General features: G+C 41.9%; 24 protein-coding genes and 1 pseudogene. 8 read left to right on the top strand and 17 right to left on the bottom strand.

Annotated elements, in window-relative coordinates; translation table 11 throughout:
• Positions 1–3 precede the first annotated feature (3 nt).
• From IL356_RS14475 to IL356_RS14440, 8 genes are all read left to right on the top strand, one after another.
• A complete protein-coding gene (locus IL356_RS14475; RefSeq protein ID WP_121848260.1) occupies positions 4–897 on the top strand; it encodes a ribose-phosphate pyrophosphokinase in 894 nt (297 codons plus the stop codon).
• The gene (locus IL356_RS14470) at positions 894–1,544 is read left to right on the top strand and encodes a hypothetical protein (protein ID WP_094997471.1); all 651 of its coding nucleotides are present in this window, start codon (positions 894–896) and stop codon (positions 1,542–1,544) included. Before IL356_RS14475 ends, IL356_RS14470 begins: the two co-directional genes overlap by 4 nt.
• Positions 1,545–1,550: 6 nt before the next feature.
• Positions 1,551–1,844: a phosphoribosylpyrophosphate synthetase gene (locus IL356_RS14465; protein WP_094997470.1), complete on the top strand. Its 294-nt coding sequence runs from the start codon at positions 1,551–1,553 to the stop codon at positions 1,842–1,844.
• A gap of 65 nt (positions 1,845–1,909) precedes the next feature.
• Positions 1,910–4,012: a copper-translocating P-type ATPase gene (locus IL356_RS14460; protein WP_121850656.1), complete on the top strand. Its 2,103-nt coding sequence runs from the start codon at positions 1,910–1,912 to the stop codon at positions 4,010–4,012.
• Complete coding sequence (locus IL356_RS14455; protein ID WP_121848259.1) at positions 4,012–5,271, top strand: MFS transporter; 1,260 nt, start codon at positions 4,012–4,014, stop codon at positions 5,269–5,271. Before IL356_RS14460 ends, IL356_RS14455 begins: the two co-directional genes overlap by 1 nt.
• Before the next feature lie 2 nt (positions 5,272–5,273).
• Positions 5,274–6,467 (top strand): phospholipase D-like domain-containing protein, encoded by a 1,194-nt coding sequence (locus IL356_RS14450; protein ID WP_121848258.1) that lies wholly within the window; start codon positions 5,274–5,276, stop codon positions 6,465–6,467.
• A gap of 174 nt (positions 6,468–6,641) precedes the next feature.
• Entirely contained in the window at positions 6,642–7,094 is a 453-nt protein-coding gene (locus IL356_RS14445; protein ID WP_067035861.1) for a pyridoxamine 5'-phosphate oxidase family protein, read from the top strand.
• Between the two features lie 199 nt (positions 7,095–7,293).
• Entirely contained in the window at positions 7,294–7,800 is a 507-nt protein-coding gene (locus IL356_RS14440) for a hypothetical protein (protein WP_162987832.1), read from the top strand.
• 25 nt (positions 7,801–7,825) lie between these two features.
• Here the strand turns inward: IL356_RS14440 and IL356_RS14435 are convergent, their stop codons facing one another.
• From IL356_RS14435 to IL356_RS14360, 17 genes and pseudogenes are all read right to left on the bottom strand, one after another.
• Positions 7,826–8,644 (bottom strand): NHL repeat-containing protein, encoded by an 819-nt coding sequence (locus IL356_RS14435; protein ID WP_121848256.1) that lies wholly within the window; start codon positions 8,642–8,644, stop codon positions 7,826–7,828.
• Positions 8,634–8,975, bottom strand: a complete 342-nt coding sequence (locus IL356_RS14430) for a hypothetical protein (protein ID WP_162987831.1) — start codon at positions 8,973–8,975, stop codon at positions 8,634–8,636. Before IL356_RS14430 ends, IL356_RS14435 begins: the two co-directional genes overlap by 11 nt.
• Before the next feature lie 5 nt (positions 8,976–8,980).
• A complete protein-coding gene (locus IL356_RS14425; protein ID WP_121850655.1) occupies positions 8,981–9,466 on the bottom strand; it encodes a heavy-metal-associated domain-containing protein in 486 nt (161 codons plus the stop codon).
• A gap of 25 nt (positions 9,467–9,491) precedes the next feature.
• Entirely contained in the window at positions 9,492–10,361 is an 870-nt protein-coding gene (locus tag IL356_RS14420; protein ID WP_225621506.1) for a hypothetical protein, read from the bottom strand.
• Between the two features lie 18 nt (positions 10,362–10,379).
• On the bottom strand, positions 10,380–10,649 hold the full coding sequence (locus IL356_RS14415; protein ID WP_094997464.1) for a thioredoxin family protein: 270 nt from the start codon (positions 10,647–10,649) through the stop codon (positions 10,380–10,382).
• 157 nt (positions 10,650–10,806) lie between these two features.
• Entirely contained in the window at positions 10,807–11,169 is a 363-nt protein-coding gene (locus IL356_RS14410; protein ID WP_121848254.1) for a metal-sensitive transcriptional regulator, read from the bottom strand.
• 66 nt (positions 11,170–11,235) lie between these two features.
• Positions 11,236–11,451, bottom strand: a complete 216-nt coding sequence (locus tag IL356_RS20150) for a GDCCVxC domain-containing (seleno)protein (protein ID WP_094997462.1) — start codon at positions 11,449–11,451, stop codon at positions 11,236–11,238.
• 1 nt (position 11,452) lies between these two features.
• Positions 11,453–12,076 (bottom strand): class I SAM-dependent methyltransferase, encoded by a 624-nt coding sequence (locus IL356_RS14405; RefSeq protein ID WP_094997461.1) that lies wholly within the window; start codon positions 12,074–12,076, stop codon positions 11,453–11,455.
• Positions 12,077–12,092: 16 nt separating this feature from the next.
• On the bottom strand, positions 12,093–13,439 hold the full coding sequence (locus IL356_RS14400) for a dihydrolipoyl dehydrogenase family protein (RefSeq protein WP_121848253.1): 1,347 nt from the start codon (positions 13,437–13,439) through the stop codon (positions 12,093–12,095).
• Positions 13,440–14,063, bottom strand: coding sequence for a mercuric transport protein MerTP (merTP, locus tag IL356_RS14395; RefSeq protein WP_121848252.1), 624 nt, complete (start codon positions 14,061–14,063; stop codon positions 13,440–13,442). It abuts the gene before it with no gap.
• A gap of 1 nt (position 14,064) precedes the next feature.
• Positions 14,065–14,436 (bottom strand): ArsR/SmtB family transcription factor, encoded by a 372-nt coding sequence (locus IL356_RS14390; protein ID WP_094997458.1) that lies wholly within the window; start codon positions 14,434–14,436, stop codon positions 14,065–14,067.
• A gap of 146 nt (positions 14,437–14,582) precedes the next feature.
• Positions 14,583–15,797, bottom strand: a complete 1,215-nt coding sequence (locus IL356_RS14385; RefSeq protein ID WP_225621505.1) for a hypothetical protein — start codon at positions 15,795–15,797, stop codon at positions 14,583–14,585.
• Entirely contained in the window at positions 15,787–16,107 is a 321-nt protein-coding gene (locus IL356_RS14380; RefSeq protein ID WP_162987830.1) for a QcrA and Rieske domain-containing protein, read from the bottom strand. Before IL356_RS14380 ends, IL356_RS14385 begins: the two co-directional genes overlap by 11 nt.
• A 120-nt stretch (positions 16,108–16,227) precedes the next feature.
• Positions 16,228–17,427, bottom strand: a complete 1,200-nt coding sequence (locus tag IL356_RS14375; protein WP_121848250.1) for a di-heme oxidoredictase family protein — start codon at positions 17,425–17,427, stop codon at positions 16,228–16,230.
• A 187-nt stretch (positions 17,428–17,614) separates the two neighbouring features.
• The gene (locus IL356_RS14370) at positions 17,615–19,582 is read right to left on the bottom strand and encodes a heavy metal translocating P-type ATPase (protein WP_121848249.1); all 1,968 of its coding nucleotides are present in this window, start codon (positions 19,580–19,582) and stop codon (positions 17,615–17,617) included.
• Positions 19,583–19,585: 3 nt separating this feature from the next.
• Complete coding sequence (locus IL356_RS14365) at positions 19,586–19,942, bottom strand: SpoIIAA family protein (protein ID WP_121848248.1); 357 nt, start codon at positions 19,940–19,942, stop codon at positions 19,586–19,588.
• Positions 19,943–19,999: 57 nt separating this feature from the next.
• Positions 20,000–20,266, bottom strand: a pseudogene (locus IL356_RS14360) (Fur family transcriptional regulator); the annotation flags it as partial.
• Positions 20,267–20,376 lie beyond the last annotated feature (110 nt).

The raw sequence follows: 20,376 nt of genomic DNA, 5'->3' as shown, positions 1-20,376 counted from the left end.
CAAATGAAAACTATATTATTCAGTCTTCCGGGAAACCAAGAACTCACGGAATTGTTAGCGGAGAAAATGAAAGCGGAAATCGGGGAATGCACCATACGCAAGTTTCCAGACGGGGAATCCTACACGCGTATCCTTTCCGATGTGAAAGACAAATGTGTGGTCATGGTCTGCACCTTGCACGAACCCGATGAAAAACTATTGCCATTGTATTTTTTAAGCCACACCGCAAAATCTTTGGGCGCTATGTGCACTTGCTTGGTGGCTCCCTATTTGGCCTATATGCGACAGGACAAGGTCTTTGATGAAGGGGAAGGCGTCACCTCTAGCTTTTTCGGGAAATTGATTTCAGGTTTTGCCGATAGCATCACGACCATTGACCCCCATTTGCATAGAATACATATGTTGGGCGAGGTATACAATATTCCGAACAGGGTCATTCATGCAGCGGACGAAATCTCCAAATACATCAAGAAGAACATTCATAATCCGGTACTTATCGGGCCCGATTCCGAAAGTGAGCAATGGGTTTCCGATGTGGCAAAAAAAGCGGGAGTACCCTTCACGGTGTTACAAAAGGTCCGCCATGGCGACCGTGATGTTGAAGTTTCTGTTCCCGATGTAGATAAATATAAGGAAGCGACGCCAGTTTTAGTAGACGACATCATTTCTACGGCCCGGACCATGATAGAAACTACGGAACATTTGAAAAGTACGGGAATGAAACCTGCAATATGCATTGGTATTCATGCCGTATTTTCAGGAAATGCCTATCAAGATTTGTGGGACGCTTATGTGGAGGACATCATTACCTGCAACACGATTCCACATCAGTCCAATAAAATTGATTTGAGCGATGTGATCGCCAAGGAAGTAAAAGAGTTGATGCACCACATATGAAAATAGGATTACACTTAATAGTATTCGTTTTTATGATTTTTTCCGCATACCCACAAGATAAAATGCTAATCGGACAATTGTCCGATAGAAGGGTGGTACGGGAAAATTTTGATAAAAATGGAGACTTTCTGAACAAGCAAACTTTTAAATCCGGAAAGCTAAAAGTAGTCAATGGTTACTATGAAATTATTGTCACAACCGAGCTTTTTGATAAAAAAGGTACCCCGACCGATAAATATACCACCACTTACCGATGCAAACCGGATGAATCCAGTATTTTGGTAATGGCATTTCCGTTTTCAAACCCAAAATCAAAGGAAACCGAAATCAATACAGTGTCCAAAAATTTCAAAGAACTCTATGATCTAGCGAACTTGGAGAATGTTGAACTCGAAATGAGCTTTGATTCGGGATTGTTGAACTTCCTTGGTTCCAACAGTAAGATTAAAATTTATGACCGCGTGTTGGAATCTAACGGAAATGGGAAAATAATCAAATCCAAAATCAATATTAAGGCCTATGCCATTGGTATACGAATTAAACAATTGGACTATGTTGCAAGTGAAAAACTTACAAGTGAGAACTTGTTATCATTCCAGAAATTTACCGAGAAAGACGGCAGCTATTTTACGATGACATACAAATAATAAATGATGAGAAACTATGACACCCTATCAGAGGCAATAAATGATTTACAGATCAGGGGATATACCTATGATTTTAATTTGGCCCCCGACTGTATAAAATGTGCTTCATTGGAATTGGAAATCCATCCCGAAGATTTTGATGTGGATGAAACCCATCGTTTTGAAGGTATGAGCAGTACGGACGATAACAGTGTTCTTTATGCCATTTCATCAAAAGATGGTATAAAGGGGCTTTTGGTAGATGCCTATGGGGTCTATGCTGAAAATATCTCGGAAGCAATGCGAAAAAAATTACGATAACCCTTAAATAGAATACTATGGACAATCACGAAGAGCAAAAGAACAAAAAAATGGACCATTTCAAAATGAATCACGACAAAGATGACCATTCAAAAATGGATCACTCGAAAATGGACCACTCAAAAATGGAAGATCCAAAATCCGACGACCATAGCAAGATGGATCACGGTTCTGGCGACCATTCAGGTCATAATCCAGGTCACGGTCAAATGGGACACGACCATCACAAAATGATGATTGCCGATTTTCGAAAACGGTTTTGGGTAACGCTCGTGCTGACCATTCCCATATTGTTCTTCTCGCCAATGATACAGGAGTTTTTCGGATATGAATTTCTCTTACCAGGAAACCCATATATCCTATTTGCACTTTCCACCGTAGTGTATTTCTATGGTGGCTGGCCATTTTTAAAAGGATTTTGGTCAGAAATAAAGAAGGGTTCACCAGGAATGATGACCCTAATTTCTATGGCTATTAGCGTCGCCTACTTTTATAGTACCGCTACAGTATTCGGTTTACGTGGTGAAGATTTTTTCTGGGAACTTTCAACACTGATCGCAATTATGCTTTTAGGCCATTGGATAGAAATGAAAAGTGTGCTAGGTGCATCAAAAGCCTTACAGTTATTAGTAAGTATGATGCCAGCCGAAGCCCACAGGGTAAAGGGTGATACTATAGAGGATATTCCCTTGGAAGATTTGTTAAAAGACGATGTGATTTTAGTAAAGCCTGGTGAAAAAGTTCCTGCTGATGGGATTATAGTAGATGGTTCGAGTTACTTAAATGAATCAATGCTTACAGGGGAATCCAAGCCCGTGAAAAAAGATGAGAACGACAAAGTAATTGGTGGCTCAGTAAACGGCAATAGCACCTTAAAGGTTAAGGTAGAACATACCGGAAAGGACAGTTATCTCAACAAAGTAATCACAATGGTTGAGGAAGCGCAAAAGACCAAATCTAAAATGCAGAACCTTTCTGATAGGGCCGCAAAATGGTTAACCTACATTGCGTTAGCGATTGGCTTTGGGACATTAGCTGTTTGGCTCATTTTAGGCTTCCCTTTTGTATATGCCTTAGAGAGAATGGTAACGGTTATGGTTATCGCTTGCCCACACGCATTAGGACTTGCCATTCCGTTAGTTGTTGCTATATCTACCGCCGTATCTGCCCAAAATGGCTTATTGATAAGGAATCGAACAGCTTTTGAAGAATCCCGAAAAATATCAGCTTTATTGTTTGATAAAACCGGAACATTGACAAAAGGTGATTTTGGTGTCACAAGAGTTGAATCGGTTAAACAAGAATATTCAACAAAAGAAATCTTAAGGCTTTCAAGTGCTTTGGAACAGAGCTCGGAACATCCTATTGCAGTTGGAATTATAAAAAAGGTCAAAGAAGATAATATTACAATCCCGAAGCCAGAAAACTTTAATGCCATTACTGGTAAAGGTGTAGAGGCCAATGTGGAAGGTAAGCAAGTGAAAGTAGTAAGTCCGGGTTATTTAAGGGATGAAAAAATCACTATACCTGAAGATGCCTATAGTGACGCTGCTGAAACTGTTGTTTTTATATTAATCGATGGACAGCTAGCAGGATACATTGCTCTTGCCGATGAAATAAGACCAGAATCTGCGGAAGCTATCAAAATATTCAAAAAGAATAATATCAAAGTTTTGATGGCCACAGGTGACAATGAAAAAACTGCAAAAGCCGTTAGCGATAAATTAGGTTTGGATGGCTATTATGCCGAGGTACTACCCCATCAAAAAGTGGAAATCGTAAAAGAGTTGGAAAGCAAAGGAGAGTTTGTGGCCATGACGGGCGATGGGGTCAATGACGCACCTGCATTGGCACAAGCCAACGTTGGAATAGCTGTGGGCTCCGGCACCGATGTCGCTGCGGAGACTGCGGACATTATTCTAGTGAACAGTAACCCACAGGATATTGCCAATTTGATTTTGTTCGGCAAGGCCACCTACAACAAGATGATCCAGAACTTGATATGGGCCACCGGCTATAACGTGGTCGCCATCCCATTGGCAGCAGGTGTTTTGTACTCATCAGGCTTTGTACTGGGTCCCGCAGTTGGTGCCGTGTTTATGAGTTTAAGCACCATTATTGTAGCCATTAACGCCCAATTGTTGAAAAGAAAAATTGGGAAAAAGTAATGAATAGAAAGGACAAACTCAACAGGATATTTTTAGTTCTGTTAAGTTTATTTGTGGTAATGCTCGGGTACGGTATTTTACTGCCTACCCTTCCGTATTACACGGAAAGACTGGCTCTAAAAGACAATCTGGATACGGACCTTATCAACTTCCATATAGGAATGTTGACCAGTATTTATCCGTTGTTCCAGCTCTTGTTCGTTATCGTCTGGGGCAAGCTTTCCGATAAATACGGCCGTAAACCTATAATACTATTGGGGCTTGTAGGTTTTATAGTGATGAACTTGCTAACGGGTCTTGCCACTTCCCTGTCGATGCTCTATATGGCCCGTATCATAGGGGGCATCTTTACGTCAGCGGTCATTCCCGTCAGTAATGCCTATTTAAGTGATATTACCTCAGAAAAGCGAAGGACCAAAATAATGGCCTGGTCCGGGGTCGCTATCAGTTCCGGTGTGATATTTGGCCCTGTTCTGGGGGGATTTCTGTCGCAAACGAACCTTCACTATACATACTCTTTTGGAGTGTTCCACCTAGACCGTTTTTCGGTTCCCTTTATTTTGGCCGCTCTTTTGGGCTTTGTGGTATTGCTGATAATCATAAAATGGCTAAAGAATACGGAAGTAAAAAGTCGTATTGCTTCTGAGGTAGTCAAATTCAGTTTTTCCCTTAGTAACTATTTTATCATTTTGTTGCTTTTATCCTTTGTGATGCAGTTCGTGGTTACCCTGTTTGAGACCGTGTTTTCAATTTATGGGAAGGATGAGTTGGCCTTTACAACCAATCAGGTGGGTATTGGTTTTATGCTTTGTGGTTCCGTGATGGCCGTTTTGCAACCGGTATTCGCAACCTATGGCAAAAAAATATTGACCTCTAAACAGCAAATAACATTGGGGTTATTGATATCGGGTGTTTCGTTAATCGTCTTCCCTTTTGTGAGTGGTGAACTATACATTTATGTTACTATAATAATTTTCGCAGCCGGGGGAGCCATGGTGACACCAAACCTGCTTTCGGCAGTTTCTTTGATATCCAAGGAAAACACGGGAAGGAATATATCCATTCAAAGTTCCACGAACAGTATCGGTCAAATTTTGGGTCCGGTATTGGGGACTTGGCTGATTGCCGGAGGGTTTTATTATCCTTTCATCATTGCCGGAGTAACCGTTTTGGTTTCTATGGGATTGGTTTATTTTTTGAAGCAACAAGATAAAGAGGTTAATCAGATCTTATTGGCCGACCAGCATAAAAAAGGGTAGCGATGGATTATAAATGGAAAATTGAAAAACATACTAAAACAGCGTTTCAAAATGCTAAAGACAATTCAAAATATGTTGAATTGGTCCGTTCGGGAGAAGACTATTTTTTAAGGCTGGAAAAGTTAATCGATAAGGCGGAAAAGGAAATCCATTTACAGACCTACATTTTTGAAAACGATGAAACAGGAAACCGTATAGCCTCCTGCTTAAAGAAAGCCGCTCAACGAAAAGTAGAGGTATATGTCTTATTGGATGCCAATGGTAGCGCTGCATTACCCAATAGTTTTGCCCAGGATTTGGTACAGCATGGTATTTTACTTCGCTTTTTTTCGCCATTATTCTCCTTGAACAATTTTTATATCGGTAGGCGGATGCACCATAAAATTGCGGTCGCCGATGAAAAAATAGCACTGATAGGCGGAATCAATATTGCCGATAAATACCGCGGAACCAAGGCTTCTAAACCTTGGTTGGACTATGCCGTTCAGTTGAATTGCCCGGCAGCTAAGAATCTACAAATATTGTGTAGCGATTATTTTTATAAAAGGGGAAGCTCAAAAAAAATACCACCCGTGTTACATTCGGCAGGTAGCGCACTCGTGGGAATTTTACAAAACGACTGGCTGCAGCGAAAAACGGAAGTCTGTGATGCCTACACGAACGCCTTCATTTATGCCAAAGAGGAAATAGTAATCGTGAGCTCGTATTTTTTACCTGGAAACAGATTGGCAAAGGCTTTGAAAAAGACGTGTAAAAGAGGAATAAAAACAACGGTGATCTTAGCGGGTATTAGCGATGTGCCGTTGGTGCGTAGGGCCACCGAACATTTGTACTCGTCTTTTCTAGACCATCATATGAGAATTTTTGAATGGAATAATTCCGTAGTACACGGTAAAGCTGCGGTGGTTGACAACAAATGGTCTACCATAGGCTCATTTAACCTGAACAGTCTTAGTTGCTATGGCAGTATTGAAATGAACGTAGAAGTTCACTCGGTCAATTTTGCCAAAATTCTTCGGGCCGACTTTGAAATGGTTATAAGCCAGTGTAGCGAAATTACAAAGGGGAGTCTAAGACAAAGAGCCGGTATATTCAATAAGTTGGGTAATTGGATTTCTTACCAAATGGTACGCACAGCCATGCTTTTTCTAACCTTTCTTCCGCATTTAAGGTTTTTGAAAAATTATAGGTTATAATATGTTGGCAAGTGGTTAAATGGTTTCGCCTCTTTATCTGTCTGTACGGACAAGGCGATAAATCATGAGGCACAACAACTTAAAAAAGGAAATATATAATCGATGATGGAATACAAGTGGAAACTACACTTTGAAAAACACATAAGCAATCAGTAATATTCAAAAACAATAGCAATGACAGATTTAACAACTAGTGCGATTGAGCGCGTCCTCAGAAACAATTACCTCGGCCACTTGGCCTATCTATGGCAAGGGAAGCCTTATTTGATTCCCATCACCTATTATTTTGATCCTGCCGACAATACGATCATTAGCTATACCTCGGATGGCCATAAAATCAATGCGATGCGAAATAACAACTCGGTTACCGTACAGGTAGAAGAAATACAATCGATGTTCAATTGGGAATCGGCCATGGTGCACGGCACATTCGAAGAACTTGAGGGCAATATTGCCAAACAAAAGTTACACCTTTTTACCGAAGGCGTGAAGAGCATTATCCGTAGAAAAGAACGGAGAGAGGTTGAGTTTATCAATGAATTTTCGAGCAAATTATACGAAAGGGGAAATCCGATTGTCTATCAGGTCAAAATACTTGAGATTTCAGGAAAACGACGGGAAACGTAAAGGCAACATCGCTAATTGGATAGACTTTTTTGGCCTTGACAACCCAATAGGTCTAAATTCCAATGCGAGAATCTTATTTGTATTTTGAAATTATATAGTGAATGGCCATTTAAAACAACTTGGAACCTATCTAACTATAGTTCTGTAAAATAGATGTACTAAATGTTAGGATAAGATGTAACTTTATATCAATCAAGTAATGCCAAAACAAACAATTTACATAGTGTCACTTTCCTTGTTGGTTATGTGGTCTTGCAAAAAAGACGACCAAAGTTCACAACAAGTCAACCTTTTGTTTACCGAAAATAATTTAGCAGGAGATTGGAAAAGGATTGCAGAATTTAGAGGGCAACCAAATGATTCATTGGGCATATTGGAGCCCTTGGAAGATTTGTTTGCCCAATTCGAAAATTGCCGAAAAGATGATATTCTCAGATATGTTAAGGGTAACGAGCAAGAAGATAACCGCTATTTCTGGGGAATCGGGGCAATTGCCTGTCATAGCCAGATATCAAAAACTTTCACTGAAATTGGCACTTGGTCTCTCGAAGAATCAGGAAAACTGAGCCATGTTAATTCTAATACAAGTGAATACCATATTGTAATTCAATTAAATGCCCAACAATTACTTGTCAGAAGTGAATCGGATGAAAACGAGACTGGTGGGACTACGTTTGAATTTACGGAGTATGAACGTATAAGATAACATTTATAAAAATATCCAATTGATATTACCTACCATAAAGGGATATTGAATTGTTCTTGAAATTGGCGATGAAAAGCATTCCCTTGTCAAAGTGAATATCTGTTGGATAGAAAATGGCTTCCTTTAATATTTGCAGCAACTTTCCTTGATAATCAAAAATTAATATCCGGTTATTTTCTTGGTCGGTGATGGCTAATTCATTAGTGCTCAAAGCAATGCCGGAGGCCACGTTTATTTTTTCATTTAAGCCGATAGTCTTGATGTGGTTTCCATCAAAATCAAAGACCTGAACCCGATGGTTGTACGCATCGGCCACGAATACCTTACCATCCTTTAGTTTTACATCTATTGGATAATACAATTGGCCCTCATTATGGCCTTGCTTTCCAATAGTATAGCTATAATTTGGTGTCTGAACGATGATACGATGGTTATAGAAATCGGCTACCAGAATGGTATCCCCATATACAGAAACACCCGCCGGGGCCTGTGGTCGTTTGTTGATTTTCAACGGACTGGTTTTACCTTTTTTATATTGCCAGATGGTGTCGGTCAAGAATTCGGGTATGTAAAGTGTTTCCTTATCCATATGGATGTTCATCGGCCGTTGTATCCCCGTGATGGAATCCAACACCTTTCCATTCAGGTCGATTTTATACAAGCGGAAATAATCCGGATCTGAAAACCAAATGGCCTCCTCGTCCTTGGCCAAAGCCAAGGGGCGGGCTTCTTTGGGAAGTATAATTTTCCGTTCGAACTGCCATTGTTCTTTCGTTCTTTCACAACCAGATGTGAGAAGAACCAAAGCAAAAACCGAAAAAATGAATAACTTTCTAAAGTTCATACCAGTAGTTTAAAATCATAAGAGCAAGAATCAGCAAGGTAAATGTCCAGTGAAACCAAGTGTTGATAATGCGTTTCCTTTTGTCGTTTTGGCAGGTTTCCTCTCCACTGCATTTTCTTGAATTTTGAAAATTCCTTAAATGGGCGAACCCAAGGGCACCGGCCGAAAAGATGGTCAGAGAGGGTTGGGCAGGATGTACCCATTCAAAAGTTGAGCCCAAGAAACCAAATCCCGCGCCGACCGATAGCAGAGCAGGCAAAAAACAGCACATCAAGGGAAGAAGGGCGGCAACCAAGCTGCTTCCCAATACCATTTTGGAAATAGTCTTCATAAAACCTATTCGATTTTGGTTAGTACGATGGACCATTGGCCAGAGAGGTTATCATCTTCCTCATCCTGTACCGTTCCGCTTATGGTTGCTGTTCCAACGGTTAATTTTTGTAACAACGCCTTAGGAGTATCCTGCGATACCGAAAATCGTTCATTAGCGGTCTCAATGTACCATTGGCCATCTTCTTTCGTTGCGTTTCCAATTAGGGTCACTTCAGCTTTTTTTGCCGAAAAACCGTTCTTTTTTACCTCTTCCTGAATGCTACGTAATTTAAGTCCGTTCTCGGCAGCCAATCCCATATATGCCTTTCCGTCATTGAGGCTAACACGCACTTCCTGAAGCCCATCCATCTTTTTCAGTCCCCGCTCTAGGCCATAGGCGCAAGGGGCGCAATCCATTCCATACACTTCTTGGTCAACTTTGGTAATTTGCCCCGATGCTGTGCCAATTCCGAACAGACCTATTATCATAATTCTAAATATATTTCTCATTTTATACATTTTTAAAATTCTTGCTTTATAACCAATAGCTTAAGTTTATGGCCAATCGATACCTTTCTTTCACTGCCCCAAGTGTCAAGTCCTGTACGACCGGAAACATCGCACCGAACGATATTCCCCAAGCACCGTAAAGTCCCAGAAAAGAGGGCCCGACCAATACTTTTGTGCTACGCGAATCTGTAAAGTCCATTTGCCCCTCAAATTTATTGTCGCCAGGGAATTCGGCCAACGATTCTATAAAGATGCGCCAATCGGGCTTTGGGTAATCGCCCATAAATATATTGGGGCGATACCCCACTACCGCACTGGCGTAGGGCAGGTCGCCCAATTGTTCGCCATCTTTCTCAAAATAATATTGATAACCACCCCCAATCCATCCATACCAAGTACGCGAGGCATAGCCCGTTGAAATGGCAGCGTGTACCGAGTTGCCCACGTTGACCTGTCCCCTGACATCATCGGTTGGTGCAGAAACGCCCACGATGGCGGTGGACTCAAAACGCTTCCCCACACCAAAAGCATTCGAGAAAAACCGGTACCAAAGGGAAGCCTCAATATCACCGTTGGCGGTCATATTGCTATTGCCCCTTGTCCTTGGTGCATCACCCAACCGTTCTATCATCGTGGGGGTGGTCAGGTTGATCTGCAGGTCTTCCGTAATGCCATAAGAGAACAAGTAGCGCAGCATATATGACGTTTCGGTCTCCGTACCCAGGCTCATCCCGGCCACGTTCAAATCAACCCCGCCTTTGGCAAGGGTCGGGGTCTGTAGCCCATAGAGCGGGCCGTGGCCTTGGGCCATCGCCGTTCCTGATATGGCCAATAACACTATCAATTTAAAATAGCCAATGTTCAGCGATATTTTCGGGAATATTTTGCTAATCATACTTGACCTCTTTTTTAATTATGATTGTCCAATTCCAGCTTCCACCAATTTCGCTTCGGTGATGGCCGAATCCTTACAGCAATCCAAAAGTTCACCGCTCACTACCACAGCGGGAACTTTCTTTATCCCATATTCAGCTATCTTATCAAGACAGGTCTTGTCTTCACATTGCTTGACCAGATCATAGGTCGTTACCTCACATCTACCACAGGCCAGTTCCCTGATCATTTCGACCACCGGATCGCAGACCGGGCAATTGGCCGTAAAAACTTCTACTTGACGTTTCATACTTCTGTTTTTTTTTACTGTTTATATTTCCTTGACTTGTCATTGGATCCAAACAACGAATCAAATGTAGGTCGGTGGGTAGGGTGGTCTCCAAATAAAATTTCAAAAAAAATGACCCACATCGTGTGGGCCATCAAATCGGTTGTGATTGTGGGGGTCAATCATTTTTGTGGTTTTCGAGCTTGGCCTTTAGCGCATCAATTTCCTTCATCTTTTCGGTCAGGTTGTCCAATTCCAAATCCGGAAACTGTTTTCTTATAAATTCGATACGGTCTTCATTACCACAATTTCCGGGGCAGGCCTCAACGGTTTCGGATATTTTTATGGCCAAAGCTTTTCGATAAACTTCGTCCAATAACAGGAAATGGGCTTTATCCAATCCTTTCTGTGCTGCCTTGAACTGTATTAAAATCTTCTCTGGGTCTGTATCTTCATCGAGCATTTTAATGAGGCCACCAATTTGCCCATTGATACTTTGCAACCTCGTTTTTATGTCCTTGCTTAAATCTCGTGGTATCATCGATTTTAAAATTTTGGCAATATATAATTGTACTGGGGGTGCTCTACAAATTTATCCTGAAATTATTCAACAACAACCAGAGCCTTCTTGTATTGGTGGGCAGGCAACCGTCCCATAAGAGCAAAAGACACAGCAATCGCCTTCCTTTGGTCTTAATATTTGATTGCAGTTTTCGCATTCATAGAAAAACTGACAGGCCGTTGTTGGCATTTCCTCCTCTTTCGTATGTCCACATTCGGGACAGGTAATGGTTGAATTTAAAAGGATTCTCTCGTAGTCCATATTATTTTTTCTGAAACAGGTTATAAATAAAATTTTGCTCTGTTTTAAAAGGGGTTTTGTGAATTTTTTCAAAGGATTCCAATAGGGTGAAATCTACTTTAAACAATTCCTTTAGTTTTTCAGGAGAATATTGGGTAATCTCCAATCCACTACATCTTTTTGGACCGGTGGTCGAAAAAGTTGCCAGTATAAAATATGCTCCCGTCTTAAGGGAACGACCTAGTATGTCAATATACTTTAAGATATCTTCTTCCCGTGTGAAGAAATGAAAAGTAGCCCGGTCGTGCCATAACTCAAAGTCTTGGGTCGGTTCAAAATTCAATATGTCCGAATTTATCCACTGCACCTTTGCGGCTGACTTGCCTAATTTTGATTTGGTACGCTGAAGTGCATTTTCTGAAATATCAAGAATGGACAGGTTGTTATAGTCATTTTTCAACAAATGACTTATAAGGTTTGAGTTTCCCCCGCCAATATCAATAATTGAACTATCTTTAGGTAAGTCAAGGGAAGCTATAATATCCAATGAAGTCGAGGGTTTCCCTTCAAACCAACTTACTTCTTCATCACTTTTTCCGGTATAAACCTCTTCCCAGTGCTTTTTAGTGTATTCATCACTTTTCATAAATTTTGATATTTTGTTAAAGCATATAGGGAATATCCGAGGATAATGTTGGATAAGAAAAAATCATCGTCCTTAAATCGTTGATTCTCATCTTGGTCTTTATCGCTATTGCGAACAAATTAATGGTTTCCTCGGCGTTGGGACCAATTAAATGTGCTCCCAGTATCGTATGATCTTCTTTATCGACAATAGTCTTAAAGGCATATTCCTTAACATTCAACCGCTCTGCGTTGAACCAATTGCCCACCTCGTTATAATTGACCTGATATTCGATTTTTTGTGATTTGGCCTCTACCTCGGTCAGACCTACGGCTGCTAATGTTGGCAAAGTGAAAACCACGGAGGGCATCGGTGGATAGCTCACTTTTTTCGTGTTCCCCTTGATGATATTCGAAGCTACAATATGTCCTTCCATAACGGCTACAGGTGTCAGGGGCAGTCCTTTTGAATCTGCCGCATCTCCGGCCGCATAAACATTTGGGTTCGATGCGCTTTGAAGATATTCGTTGACGGCAACCCCTTCTTTTGAAAAGGATATTCCGGACTTGTCCAGCTCCAAATCAAAAATTGCAGGCGGGCGACCGGCCGAATTGAAAACGGTTTCCGTTCTAAATGTCATTTCTTTACCGTCGGTAGTTCCTGTAACTGTATAGTGGTTATCTCTCTTTTCGATTTTAGAAACTTTGGTCGCTAGAACCAGTTTTATTCCCAATTCCTTCGTGGCATTTATCAAGTGTACTACAATATCCTGTTCAAAGTTTTCCAAAGGTCGTTTGCCCCTATGTACAATAGTTACATCGGCACCACAACGGGCGGCGATATGTGCAAATTCAAAGGCGATGTAACCTCCACCAATAAAGAGCAGGGATTGGGGCAGCTCCTTTAGATTGAGGAAATCGGTACTCGAAAGTGCCAAGTACCCACCTTCAAAATCCAGTACCTTTGGTTTTGCGCCCGTTGCAATCACAATCTTGTCGGCTTCGATAGTATCTGTTCCCAACTGTAGGGTATTTTTGGACAGAAATTTTGCCGAAGAATGATAGGTGTCTATATCATTATGCCTGTATCCTTTTTCTATTTTGGGCGGCATTGCATCCACAAAGGATTGTTTGAAGGCCATAATATCCCGCCAATTGACATTGGGAACCGTATCGATACCCTTATCCTTTAAGCGTATTGCAAAATCCCTTACTTCTGTCGCACCGATGATTACCTTTTTGGGGTCGCAACCTCTTAGCGCGCATGTTCCACCATAGGGCAGCTCGTCAGTAACGCCTACCTTAAGGCCTTTGGAAGCACATTTATTGGCAATGGTCATCCCTGCCATCCCGGAACCGATAACAAAAACATCGTACTTTTTCATCTACTCGTTTTCTTTGTTTTCACCATCGATTACTTTATAACCTGTGCTGTTTATCGCTTTTTGGATTGCGGCCAAATCGGTTTTGGTCTTATCATATTCCACTACGGTATTCGCACCTTCGTAACTTGCCTTGACCGATAGTATTCCGTCCAGTTTATTTACCTCGCTCTCTACGTGGGCTTCACACCCTGCGCAGGTCATTCCCTCAACAGTAAAAGTGTACTTTACGATATTGGATTGCGAGACATAAATAACATCCTTACTGGGCTGTGCATAAAATAAATTGGAGTAATAGGGGAATGCCAGCATCAATCCTGCGAAAACGGTAACTATTAAAAGAAAGCTTTTGGATTGCCAAAAGGAGGGTTTTACATCATCCTCACAGGCACAGTCAATTTCCTCCTGCGTTTTTGGTCGTAGTTTCTGATACCAGGCAAAGACCAATACGAAGATAGTGATGCCGATAAGATAAGGTCGAAATGGTTCCACCCAAGAAAAGGTAGATGCGATGCCAGTGGTTCCGGCAATCAATGCCAAAACCGGGGTTATACAACATATTGATGCCGCTATGGCTGTCAATATTCCTGCATAGGCTACCTTGTTCGAGGTTTTTCCTGTTTCCATTTTATGCTACCTTTTTATTTTTCTGAATTTTGGTAAATACATTTTCCAATACCTCATTGTGATTCTGGACCAATGAATAATACAGGGTCTGCCCCTCACGTCTTGAAGTAATCAATCCCACATCCTTCATTTTACGGATATGCTGCGAAATCGCAGGGACACTCATTTCAAGTATATCGGCAAAATCGCAGGGACAAAGCTCACCTTCCTCGTTCAACAGGAATAGTATCCTTAATCGCGTTTCGTTACCGGCCAGGGCTAGCACTTTGCTGATTTCGACAATCGCCTCTGAGTTTGTTCCCAAGGTTTCGCGACAGCGCATTAACTGCTTTTGGTCGGCCTCCGCACGTGTACAACTTAATTCTGGTGCCATAGTACTGTTTTTGACAAAGGTATAATAATATAATTATTTAAGCAAATACTTAAATAATATTATCCATCGATGCTCTTTTAAAATCACACCTTACTTAAGTACATTCTACCCGATATGAAATGAAAGCCGCTACGTTGAATATTTTATTAAAAATAGGTGCTAAACCCAAAATACCATGAAGCCGTTCTTGAAGCCGGATTGTTGAGAATATCCTGTTGCCACTGGTATCTGTAGTTAATCCTTAGAACGGTCTGTGGTGTAGGCCTAAAGCTTATTGCAGGTGTAATTGCGAATAAATCATCCCCAATATTCGTATTGGTCTGGCCAAAGTTGCCAATATTGTAGTCCACATAATCCGTTCTGAGCGACAGGCTGAGTACGGCATCTTCCCAGTCCAATACTTCGGTCTTTAGTACCGGTTGGACAATATCCACAAAAAAACCAACTTGCCGATTGCCAAACTGCTGGGTAAAAGTGTCCGGAACATCGAGCCATATGTAGGCCATCTCACCGATAAACCTTGTCCCCGTTTTTTTAATGGCTGTATTTAAATCCAAGGCAAGAACATCTACCCTCCTTGATTTGGTATCAACCTGAAGCCCGTCAACTTCCTGCCTATTGTAGGTCCCGCCCATATAGGAAATACCCAATTCCCCTAATTTTCTATGCTTGATGGCGAACTTTCCATTGATGAGGGCATTGCCGCTAAAATTCTCCTCGAATCGCGAGGAATTTTCCTTGACCGAAGCCAAAAATGTTCTTTCTTCCTCGTTATCTATAATGCTTGTATCAAAGCCATTGGTGAGATATGCTTCATAGCCCAAGGTCCAAGCTCCCTTATATGCCTTTCCATATATACCAAATCCGGCATTGGAGAAAGTGGCGGGCAACAAATTGGTGCTGACATCTGGCCGCTCGACGAACTCCCATTTTGGTCCGTCATGGTTTTGGTTAAAGGATCCTATTGGGTTCAGTACGATGCCTCCCCTAAGGTTCAACAAGGGGTGCAAAGCAATGTCCATGGAGGCGAATTCAATGGCAATTTCCTCTGTCCCGTTTTCAAATTCCAGTTCGGTCAAGAATTTAATTCGCTTTGAAATGGATGCCGAAACGAAAAGGGTCAATCTTCGGGCCTGAAAAGAAAGCCCCTCCGACAATCCATCCTCAATACTGTAGATTGAGTTCGCCTCTAGATAACCGCCCAGATTGACTGGAAATTTATCGAAAGTCAAAAAAGGACGGTCATAAACCGCATCCATATTCATCGATTCCTGAATACTGTCCCTGTCGCTAGTTTGCGAGCTAAGGGTTAAAACGTAAATGTTCATTAAAGCAATGGCTGCATATATTTTACGAGACATGCACATAGATATTCTCATTATCGGCGGTTATTTCAAATGACTTTAGATTTTCTTCGGCCAGTCCTTCTAAAACTCTGCCCGAAGGGTCGAACTCACTGCCATGACATGGACAATTGAATATGCCGCCGCCGATGTTGAGTTCACAGCCCCTGTGGGTACATTGCATCAAACTGGCCAGATAATCACTGTTTTGTGTTTTGAAAATTCCTATGGGGTATCGCATGGAATGGCTCTGGATGACCACAAAATCACGTTCAATCTGCTTTTCACCTTTCACCTGCTGAAACTCACCCTTTGAAACTCGTAGCACTCCCCCTTCTTCAACGAAGGATGCATAATACAGGCCTGCGCAACTACTTAGTAAAGCGGAGGAAGCTGGCAGGACTGCAATCAGATATCCAAATTGTTTAATAAAATCTTTTCTATGCACCTATAGGGAATTAATGAATTTTATCAGTTGTGATTTTTCTTTTGGGGTCAGGGACAAATACTGGGCTTTTGAATTATCGGCCTCACCGCCGTGCAATTCAATGGCCTCTTCAATGCTCGAAGCCCTTCCGTCATGTAACAGGAACATTTGCCCGCCTTGGGAATTGCCCGATAACCCAATTCCCCAAAGAGGTGGGGTTCTCCATTCCGAAGTCCCAACATTTCCTTCGGTGAATCCATCATCCAATTCCGGCCCCATGTCATGTAACAACAAATCCGTGTAGGGATGAAATTCCTTAAAGGATAACGATTCAATTGGGGAAAATCCTGTGGTCAAAGTGGGTGTGTGACAGGCAGCACATTGTATGGATTGAAAGAGTTCTTTTCCAGTAATAATATCGGGATCCGCCTGATTTCGGGGTACGGGTGCTTTCAAAGTCTTGAGATAGAACACGACATCATTCAAGGTTTGGGTGCTTACCTCTGGGTCTTCTTCTAGCCCGCTGAATGGGTCAATAGGGTCATAAAGGGATGTAATTCCTATGTCCTGGTTATATGCGCTGACGCTTTGGTGCAACAAATCATAACTACCCGCTTTCTTTCCAAACCTGAAGATATAATTGTTTCCCTGGGGAACACTATTATTCCGAATCTTGGTGAATTCAGGAGGAATATTGTAGTGAGGTCTTCCACTAATACCGTCCTGATTTGCATCAGAAGGGTCTGCGAGAGCCAAAATATCTGCGTCAGGGACAGCATCCAACAAACCCAATCCCGTTACCGCCGGAGCGACCAATATGGAAAATGGGAAGCCGTCCGGCACGGTCTCCGGTTCAAAACCCGGTATGGCTTTATTTTGAATTTGGTTCCTGCCATCACCAAGGGATAACATCGAGGGTAAGTTTAAGTTATTGTTGCCAAACCTGACAAGTTGATTGAAAGGATGACCCTTGCCATCCCCTGAATGGCAACTTTCACAGCTGGTACCAACAAACAAGGGGCCAAGGCCTTTTTCAACGGTAAAAACATCATCATTGAAAGCAATATCGCCAGCTAAAAACAGTTGTTGCTCGCTTACGGACAATCCGTCCAATGGCCCGTCCAACAGCTCAAATTCCATAGGTTCTTCCGGACCCAGATTTTCACAGCCAAGTAGAGCGATTAAGGACAGGCTAATAAAAAAATAAATGATTTTAGGCATTGCTACAATTATATTTTTGTAAATATAAATATATTTTTAGTTAAGCCTAAATTTAAGTATAATAATTTGTCAAGAAAGAAGTGTTTACATCTTAAAAGGGTCGTGGATTTAATTATGCAAATCCCGTACTATCGGATATTGATAGTTGGCCAGAATGAACATTTATATTTCGATATTTACTATGGGCTTATGCCCACTTCATCTTCTGCAACCGAACGGCATTTAATATAGCTAACAAAGCCACACCCACATCGGCAAATACCGCTTCCCACATTGTTGCCAATCCGCCTGCACCAAGGATAAGCACAATTACTTTCACCCCGAATGCCAATCCAATATTTTGCCAAACGATGCTTCGGGTTGAACGCCCAATTTTAATTGCCCTGGCAATTTTACTTGGTTGATCGGTTTGGATGATAACATCTGCCGTCTCAATGGCTACATCGCTACCCAGACCGCCCATTGCGATACCTACGTCACTTGTCGCAAGTACCGGAGCATCGTTGATACCGTCGCCCATAAATGATACCGTGCTATCAGGTTGTTTCTTGAGTTCTTCGACCTCGTTCAGTTTATCTTCGGGTAGCAGACCGCCCTTTGCCCAATCGATTTTCAATTCTTCGGAAACCTGTTGGGTAATGGAATCCTTGTCGCCAGAAAGCATTATAATTTTGGATATTCCAGCCTCTCGTATTTGCTCAATAGCTTGGTGGGCATCTTCCTTCAACTCGTCGGCAATGGTTACATAACCTGCAAACTTTCCGTCAATGGCGACCATCACGATCGATTCGACAATAGAATCAGTCTCTTCAGGGACATTTATGCCATTGGAGGTCATCAATGCTTTGTTCCCGACCAGAACCTGCTTTCCGTTGACCGTACCTTTAAGACCTTTTCCGGCAACTTCGGAAACCTCGGTCGCTTCAAAATCCGCACCATCCGACTTGTACTCCAAAATTGCTTTTGCGATGGGATGGGTGGATTGTTCTTCCATCGCCATCAGATATTGCATAAACTCCGCTTCCGAAAAAGCGGATTTATTGACCACTTTCTTAATCTTAAAGACCCCTTTGGTAACAGTTCCCGTTTTGTCCATTACCACTGTATTTACCTTGGTCATGGCATCCAAGAATGATGCGCCCTTGAACAGAATCCCATTACGGGATGCCGCACCTAGGCCACCGAAATAACCTAGGGGAATGGAAATGACCAATGCACAAGGACAGGAAATTACTAGGAATATCAATGCTCTATACAACCAATCCCTAAACACATAATCATCAACAAAAAAATAGGGCAAGAAAGTCAGGCCAATAGCAAGGAAAACAACGATAGGCGTATAAATCCTTGCGAACTTTCGGATAAACAATTCCGTCTTTGATTTACGTGCGGTGGCGTTCTGTACCATGTCCAGAATCCTGGCAATGGAACTATCCTTAAATTCCTTGGTCGTTTCCACTTCGATGACACCATCGAGATTTATGCTTCCTGCAAATACTTTTTCTCCGGTCGCAATAGTGGCAGGCTTGCTTTCGCCTGTTAAAGCTGCGGTATTAAACGACCCTTTCTCTGAAAGCAAAATACCGTCGAGAGGTACTTTCTCGCCCACGCGCACTTGAATTTTCTCGCCAATCTCGACGGTTTCAGGATTGACAGAGACAAAATCATCATCACGATAGGCCAAGGCTTCATTAGGGCGTACGTCGAGCAAAGCCTTGATGTTTCCCTTGGCACGGTTGACGGCGGCATTCTGGAACAGTTCGCCTACGGCATAGAACAACATCACGGCCACACCTTCGGGATATTCACCTATGGCAAATGCCCCCAAAGTAGCAATAGACATCAAGAAAAATTCCGTAAAGAAGTCGCCTTTTAAGATACTATTCCAACCTTCCTTGATTACAGGAAAACCTACGGGAATATAGGCTACCGTGTACCAAACGATTCTGACCCATCCCTTAAAGAAAGGAAAGGCATCGAAATAATCAATGGCGATACCGGCTATCAACATGACAAAGCTGAAAATCGCGGGTAAGTAAGTTCTGAATTTGGATGCTTCTTCCGGACTGCTGTGATTATGGCCGTCATCGTGACTGTGATCGCCCTGGTGTTTCTTAGGGTCTAAATCGCGTAGGTTTACTTTTTTCTTTTTCATAGATTATGATGCCATCCAAGCCATAGCCTGTGCTTTGTTTTCCAATTCAAAATATTTAGCGTCACTGCCCGTAAAGAAATCGGTAGCACTTGCTGCCCATTCCTGCCATTTCTTGTCACCTACAAATGCCATTTTTCCATAATCGTCGATATGTGCGGCATCAGTTTTTATATCTTCCCAAAAACCTTTGAGCGTGTAGCCTTCAAAGTCATCCATTTCAAAATAGAAGTCCACTTTATGGCCCTTATCGATGATTTGATGTATGCGGTCGTGAACGGTCTTTAAATTTTTTTCGTTCAATTTGCCCGACAACCTTGCGGCAATCAGGTTTTCTTTTTTCGTATCTATAAACTGTATCATAACTCATGATTTTTCAATGGTCAAAGTAAAGGTTTAAAGCGTGCAACGGAAGTGCATTTATTGCCCACTGCATTTCTCACAAATGCCTTTTAGAACCAAATTGGCATCCTCTGCGATGTACCCATCGGGAAGGTTGATGTACGGAATCTTATGTTCTGTCAAACAAACGGTCTCACCACAATTGACGCAGTGAAAATGAAGGTGTAGGTCTCGTTCCAATTCACAATTGCAGCCTTCCTCACATAATGCATACTTGGTCATGCCCGTGCTATCATCTATCTGATGTACTATGGCTTTATCTTCGAAAGTCTTAAGAGTTCTGTAAAATCAGAATCCGCATGTCCTGTTAATTGCCATAGATACTCAATAAAAAAATCCTTTTAGCTATTAGAAGCGAAACATGGGATTGTATTTTTGGCAAAAAGCCCTGAAAT

This window comes from Euzebyella marina (assembly GCF_014855515.1).
GTDB classification, from domain to species: Bacteria; Bacteroidota; Bacteroidia; order Flavobacteriales; family Flavobacteriaceae; genus Euzebyella; species Euzebyella marina.
This window is presented reverse-complemented; position numbering and strand designations above follow the sequence as displayed.

What these genes read in the sequence shown, in the direction of transcription:
- IL356_RS14475 (WP_121848260.1), top strand. Translation starts at nt 4, where the DNA reads ATGAAAACTATATTATTCAGTCTTCCGGGAAACCAAGAACTCACGGAA.
- IL356_RS14470 (WP_094997471.1), top strand. Translation starts at nt 894, where the DNA reads ATGAAAATAGGATTACACTTAATAGTATTCGTTTTTATGATTTTTTCC.
- IL356_RS14465 (WP_094997470.1), top strand. Translation starts at nt 1,551, where the DNA reads ATGAGAAACTATGACACCCTATCAGAGGCAATAAATGATTTACAGATC.
- IL356_RS14460 (WP_121850656.1), top strand. Translation starts at nt 1,910, where the DNA reads ATGAATCACGACAAAGATGACCATTCAAAAATGGATCACTCGAAAATG.
- IL356_RS14455 (WP_121848259.1), top strand. Translation starts at nt 4,012, where the DNA reads ATGAATAGAAAGGACAAACTCAACAGGATATTTTTAGTTCTGTTAAGT.
- IL356_RS14450 (WP_121848258.1), top strand. Translation starts at nt 5,274, where the DNA reads ATGGATTATAAATGGAAAATTGAAAAACATACTAAAACAGCGTTTCAA.
- IL356_RS14445 (WP_067035861.1), top strand. Translation starts at nt 6,642, where the DNA reads ATGACAGATTTAACAACTAGTGCGATTGAGCGCGTCCTCAGAAACAAT.
- IL356_RS14440 (WP_162987832.1), top strand. Translation starts at nt 7,294, where the DNA reads ATGCCAAAACAAACAATTTACATAGTGTCACTTTCCTTGTTGGTTATG.
- IL356_RS14435 (WP_121848256.1), bottom strand. Translation starts at nt 8,644, where the DNA reads ATGAACTTTAGAAAGTTATTCATTTTTTCGGTTTTTGCTTTGGTTCTT.
- IL356_RS14430 (WP_162987831.1), bottom strand. Translation starts at nt 8,975, where the DNA reads ATGAAGACTATTTCCAAAATGGTATTGGGAAGCAGCTTGGTTGCCGCC.
- IL356_RS14425 (WP_121850655.1), bottom strand. Translation starts at nt 9,466, where the DNA reads ATGAGAAATATATTTAGAATTATGATAATAGGTCTGTTCGGAATTGGC.
- IL356_RS14420 (WP_225621506.1), bottom strand. Translation starts at nt 10,361, where the DNA reads ATGATTAGCAAAATATTCCCGAAAATATCGCTGAACATTGGCTATTTT.
- IL356_RS14415 (WP_094997464.1), bottom strand. Translation starts at nt 10,649, where the DNA reads ATGAAACGTCAAGTAGAAGTTTTTACGGCCAATTGCCCGGTCTGCGAT.
- IL356_RS14410 (WP_121848254.1), bottom strand. Translation starts at nt 11,169, where the DNA reads ATGATACCACGAGATTTAAGCAAGGACATAAAAACGAGGTTGCAAAGT.
- IL356_RS20150 (WP_094997462.1), bottom strand. Translation starts at nt 11,451, where the DNA reads ATGGACTACGAGAGAATCCTTTTAAATTCAACCATTACCTGTCCCGAA.
- IL356_RS14405 (WP_094997461.1), bottom strand. Translation starts at nt 12,076, where the DNA reads ATGAAAAGTGATGAATACACTAAAAAGCACTGGGAAGAGGTTTATACC.
- IL356_RS14400 (WP_121848253.1), bottom strand. Translation starts at nt 13,439, where the DNA reads ATGAAAAAGTACGATGTTTTTGTTATCGGTTCCGGGATGGCAGGGATG.
- merTP (WP_121848252.1), bottom strand. Translation starts at nt 14,063, where the DNA reads ATGGAAACAGGAAAAACCTCGAACAAGGTAGCCTATGCAGGAATATTG.
- IL356_RS14390 (WP_094997458.1), bottom strand. Translation starts at nt 14,436, where the DNA reads ATGGCACCAGAATTAAGTTGTACACGTGCGGAGGCCGACCAAAAGCAG.
- IL356_RS14385 (WP_225621505.1), bottom strand. Translation starts at nt 15,797, where the DNA reads ATGTCTCGTAAAATATATGCAGCCATTGCTTTAATGAACATTTACGTT.
- IL356_RS14375 (WP_121848250.1), bottom strand. Translation starts at nt 17,427, where the DNA reads ATGCCTAAAATCATTTATTTTTTTATTAGCCTGTCCTTAATCGCTCTA.
- IL356_RS14370 (WP_121848249.1), bottom strand. Translation starts at nt 19,582, where the DNA reads ATGAAAAAGAAAAAAGTAAACCTACGCGATTTAGACCCTAAGAAACAC.
- IL356_RS14365 (WP_121848248.1), bottom strand. Translation starts at nt 19,942, where the DNA reads ATGATACAGTTTATAGATACGAAAAAAGAAAACCTGATTGCCGCAAGG.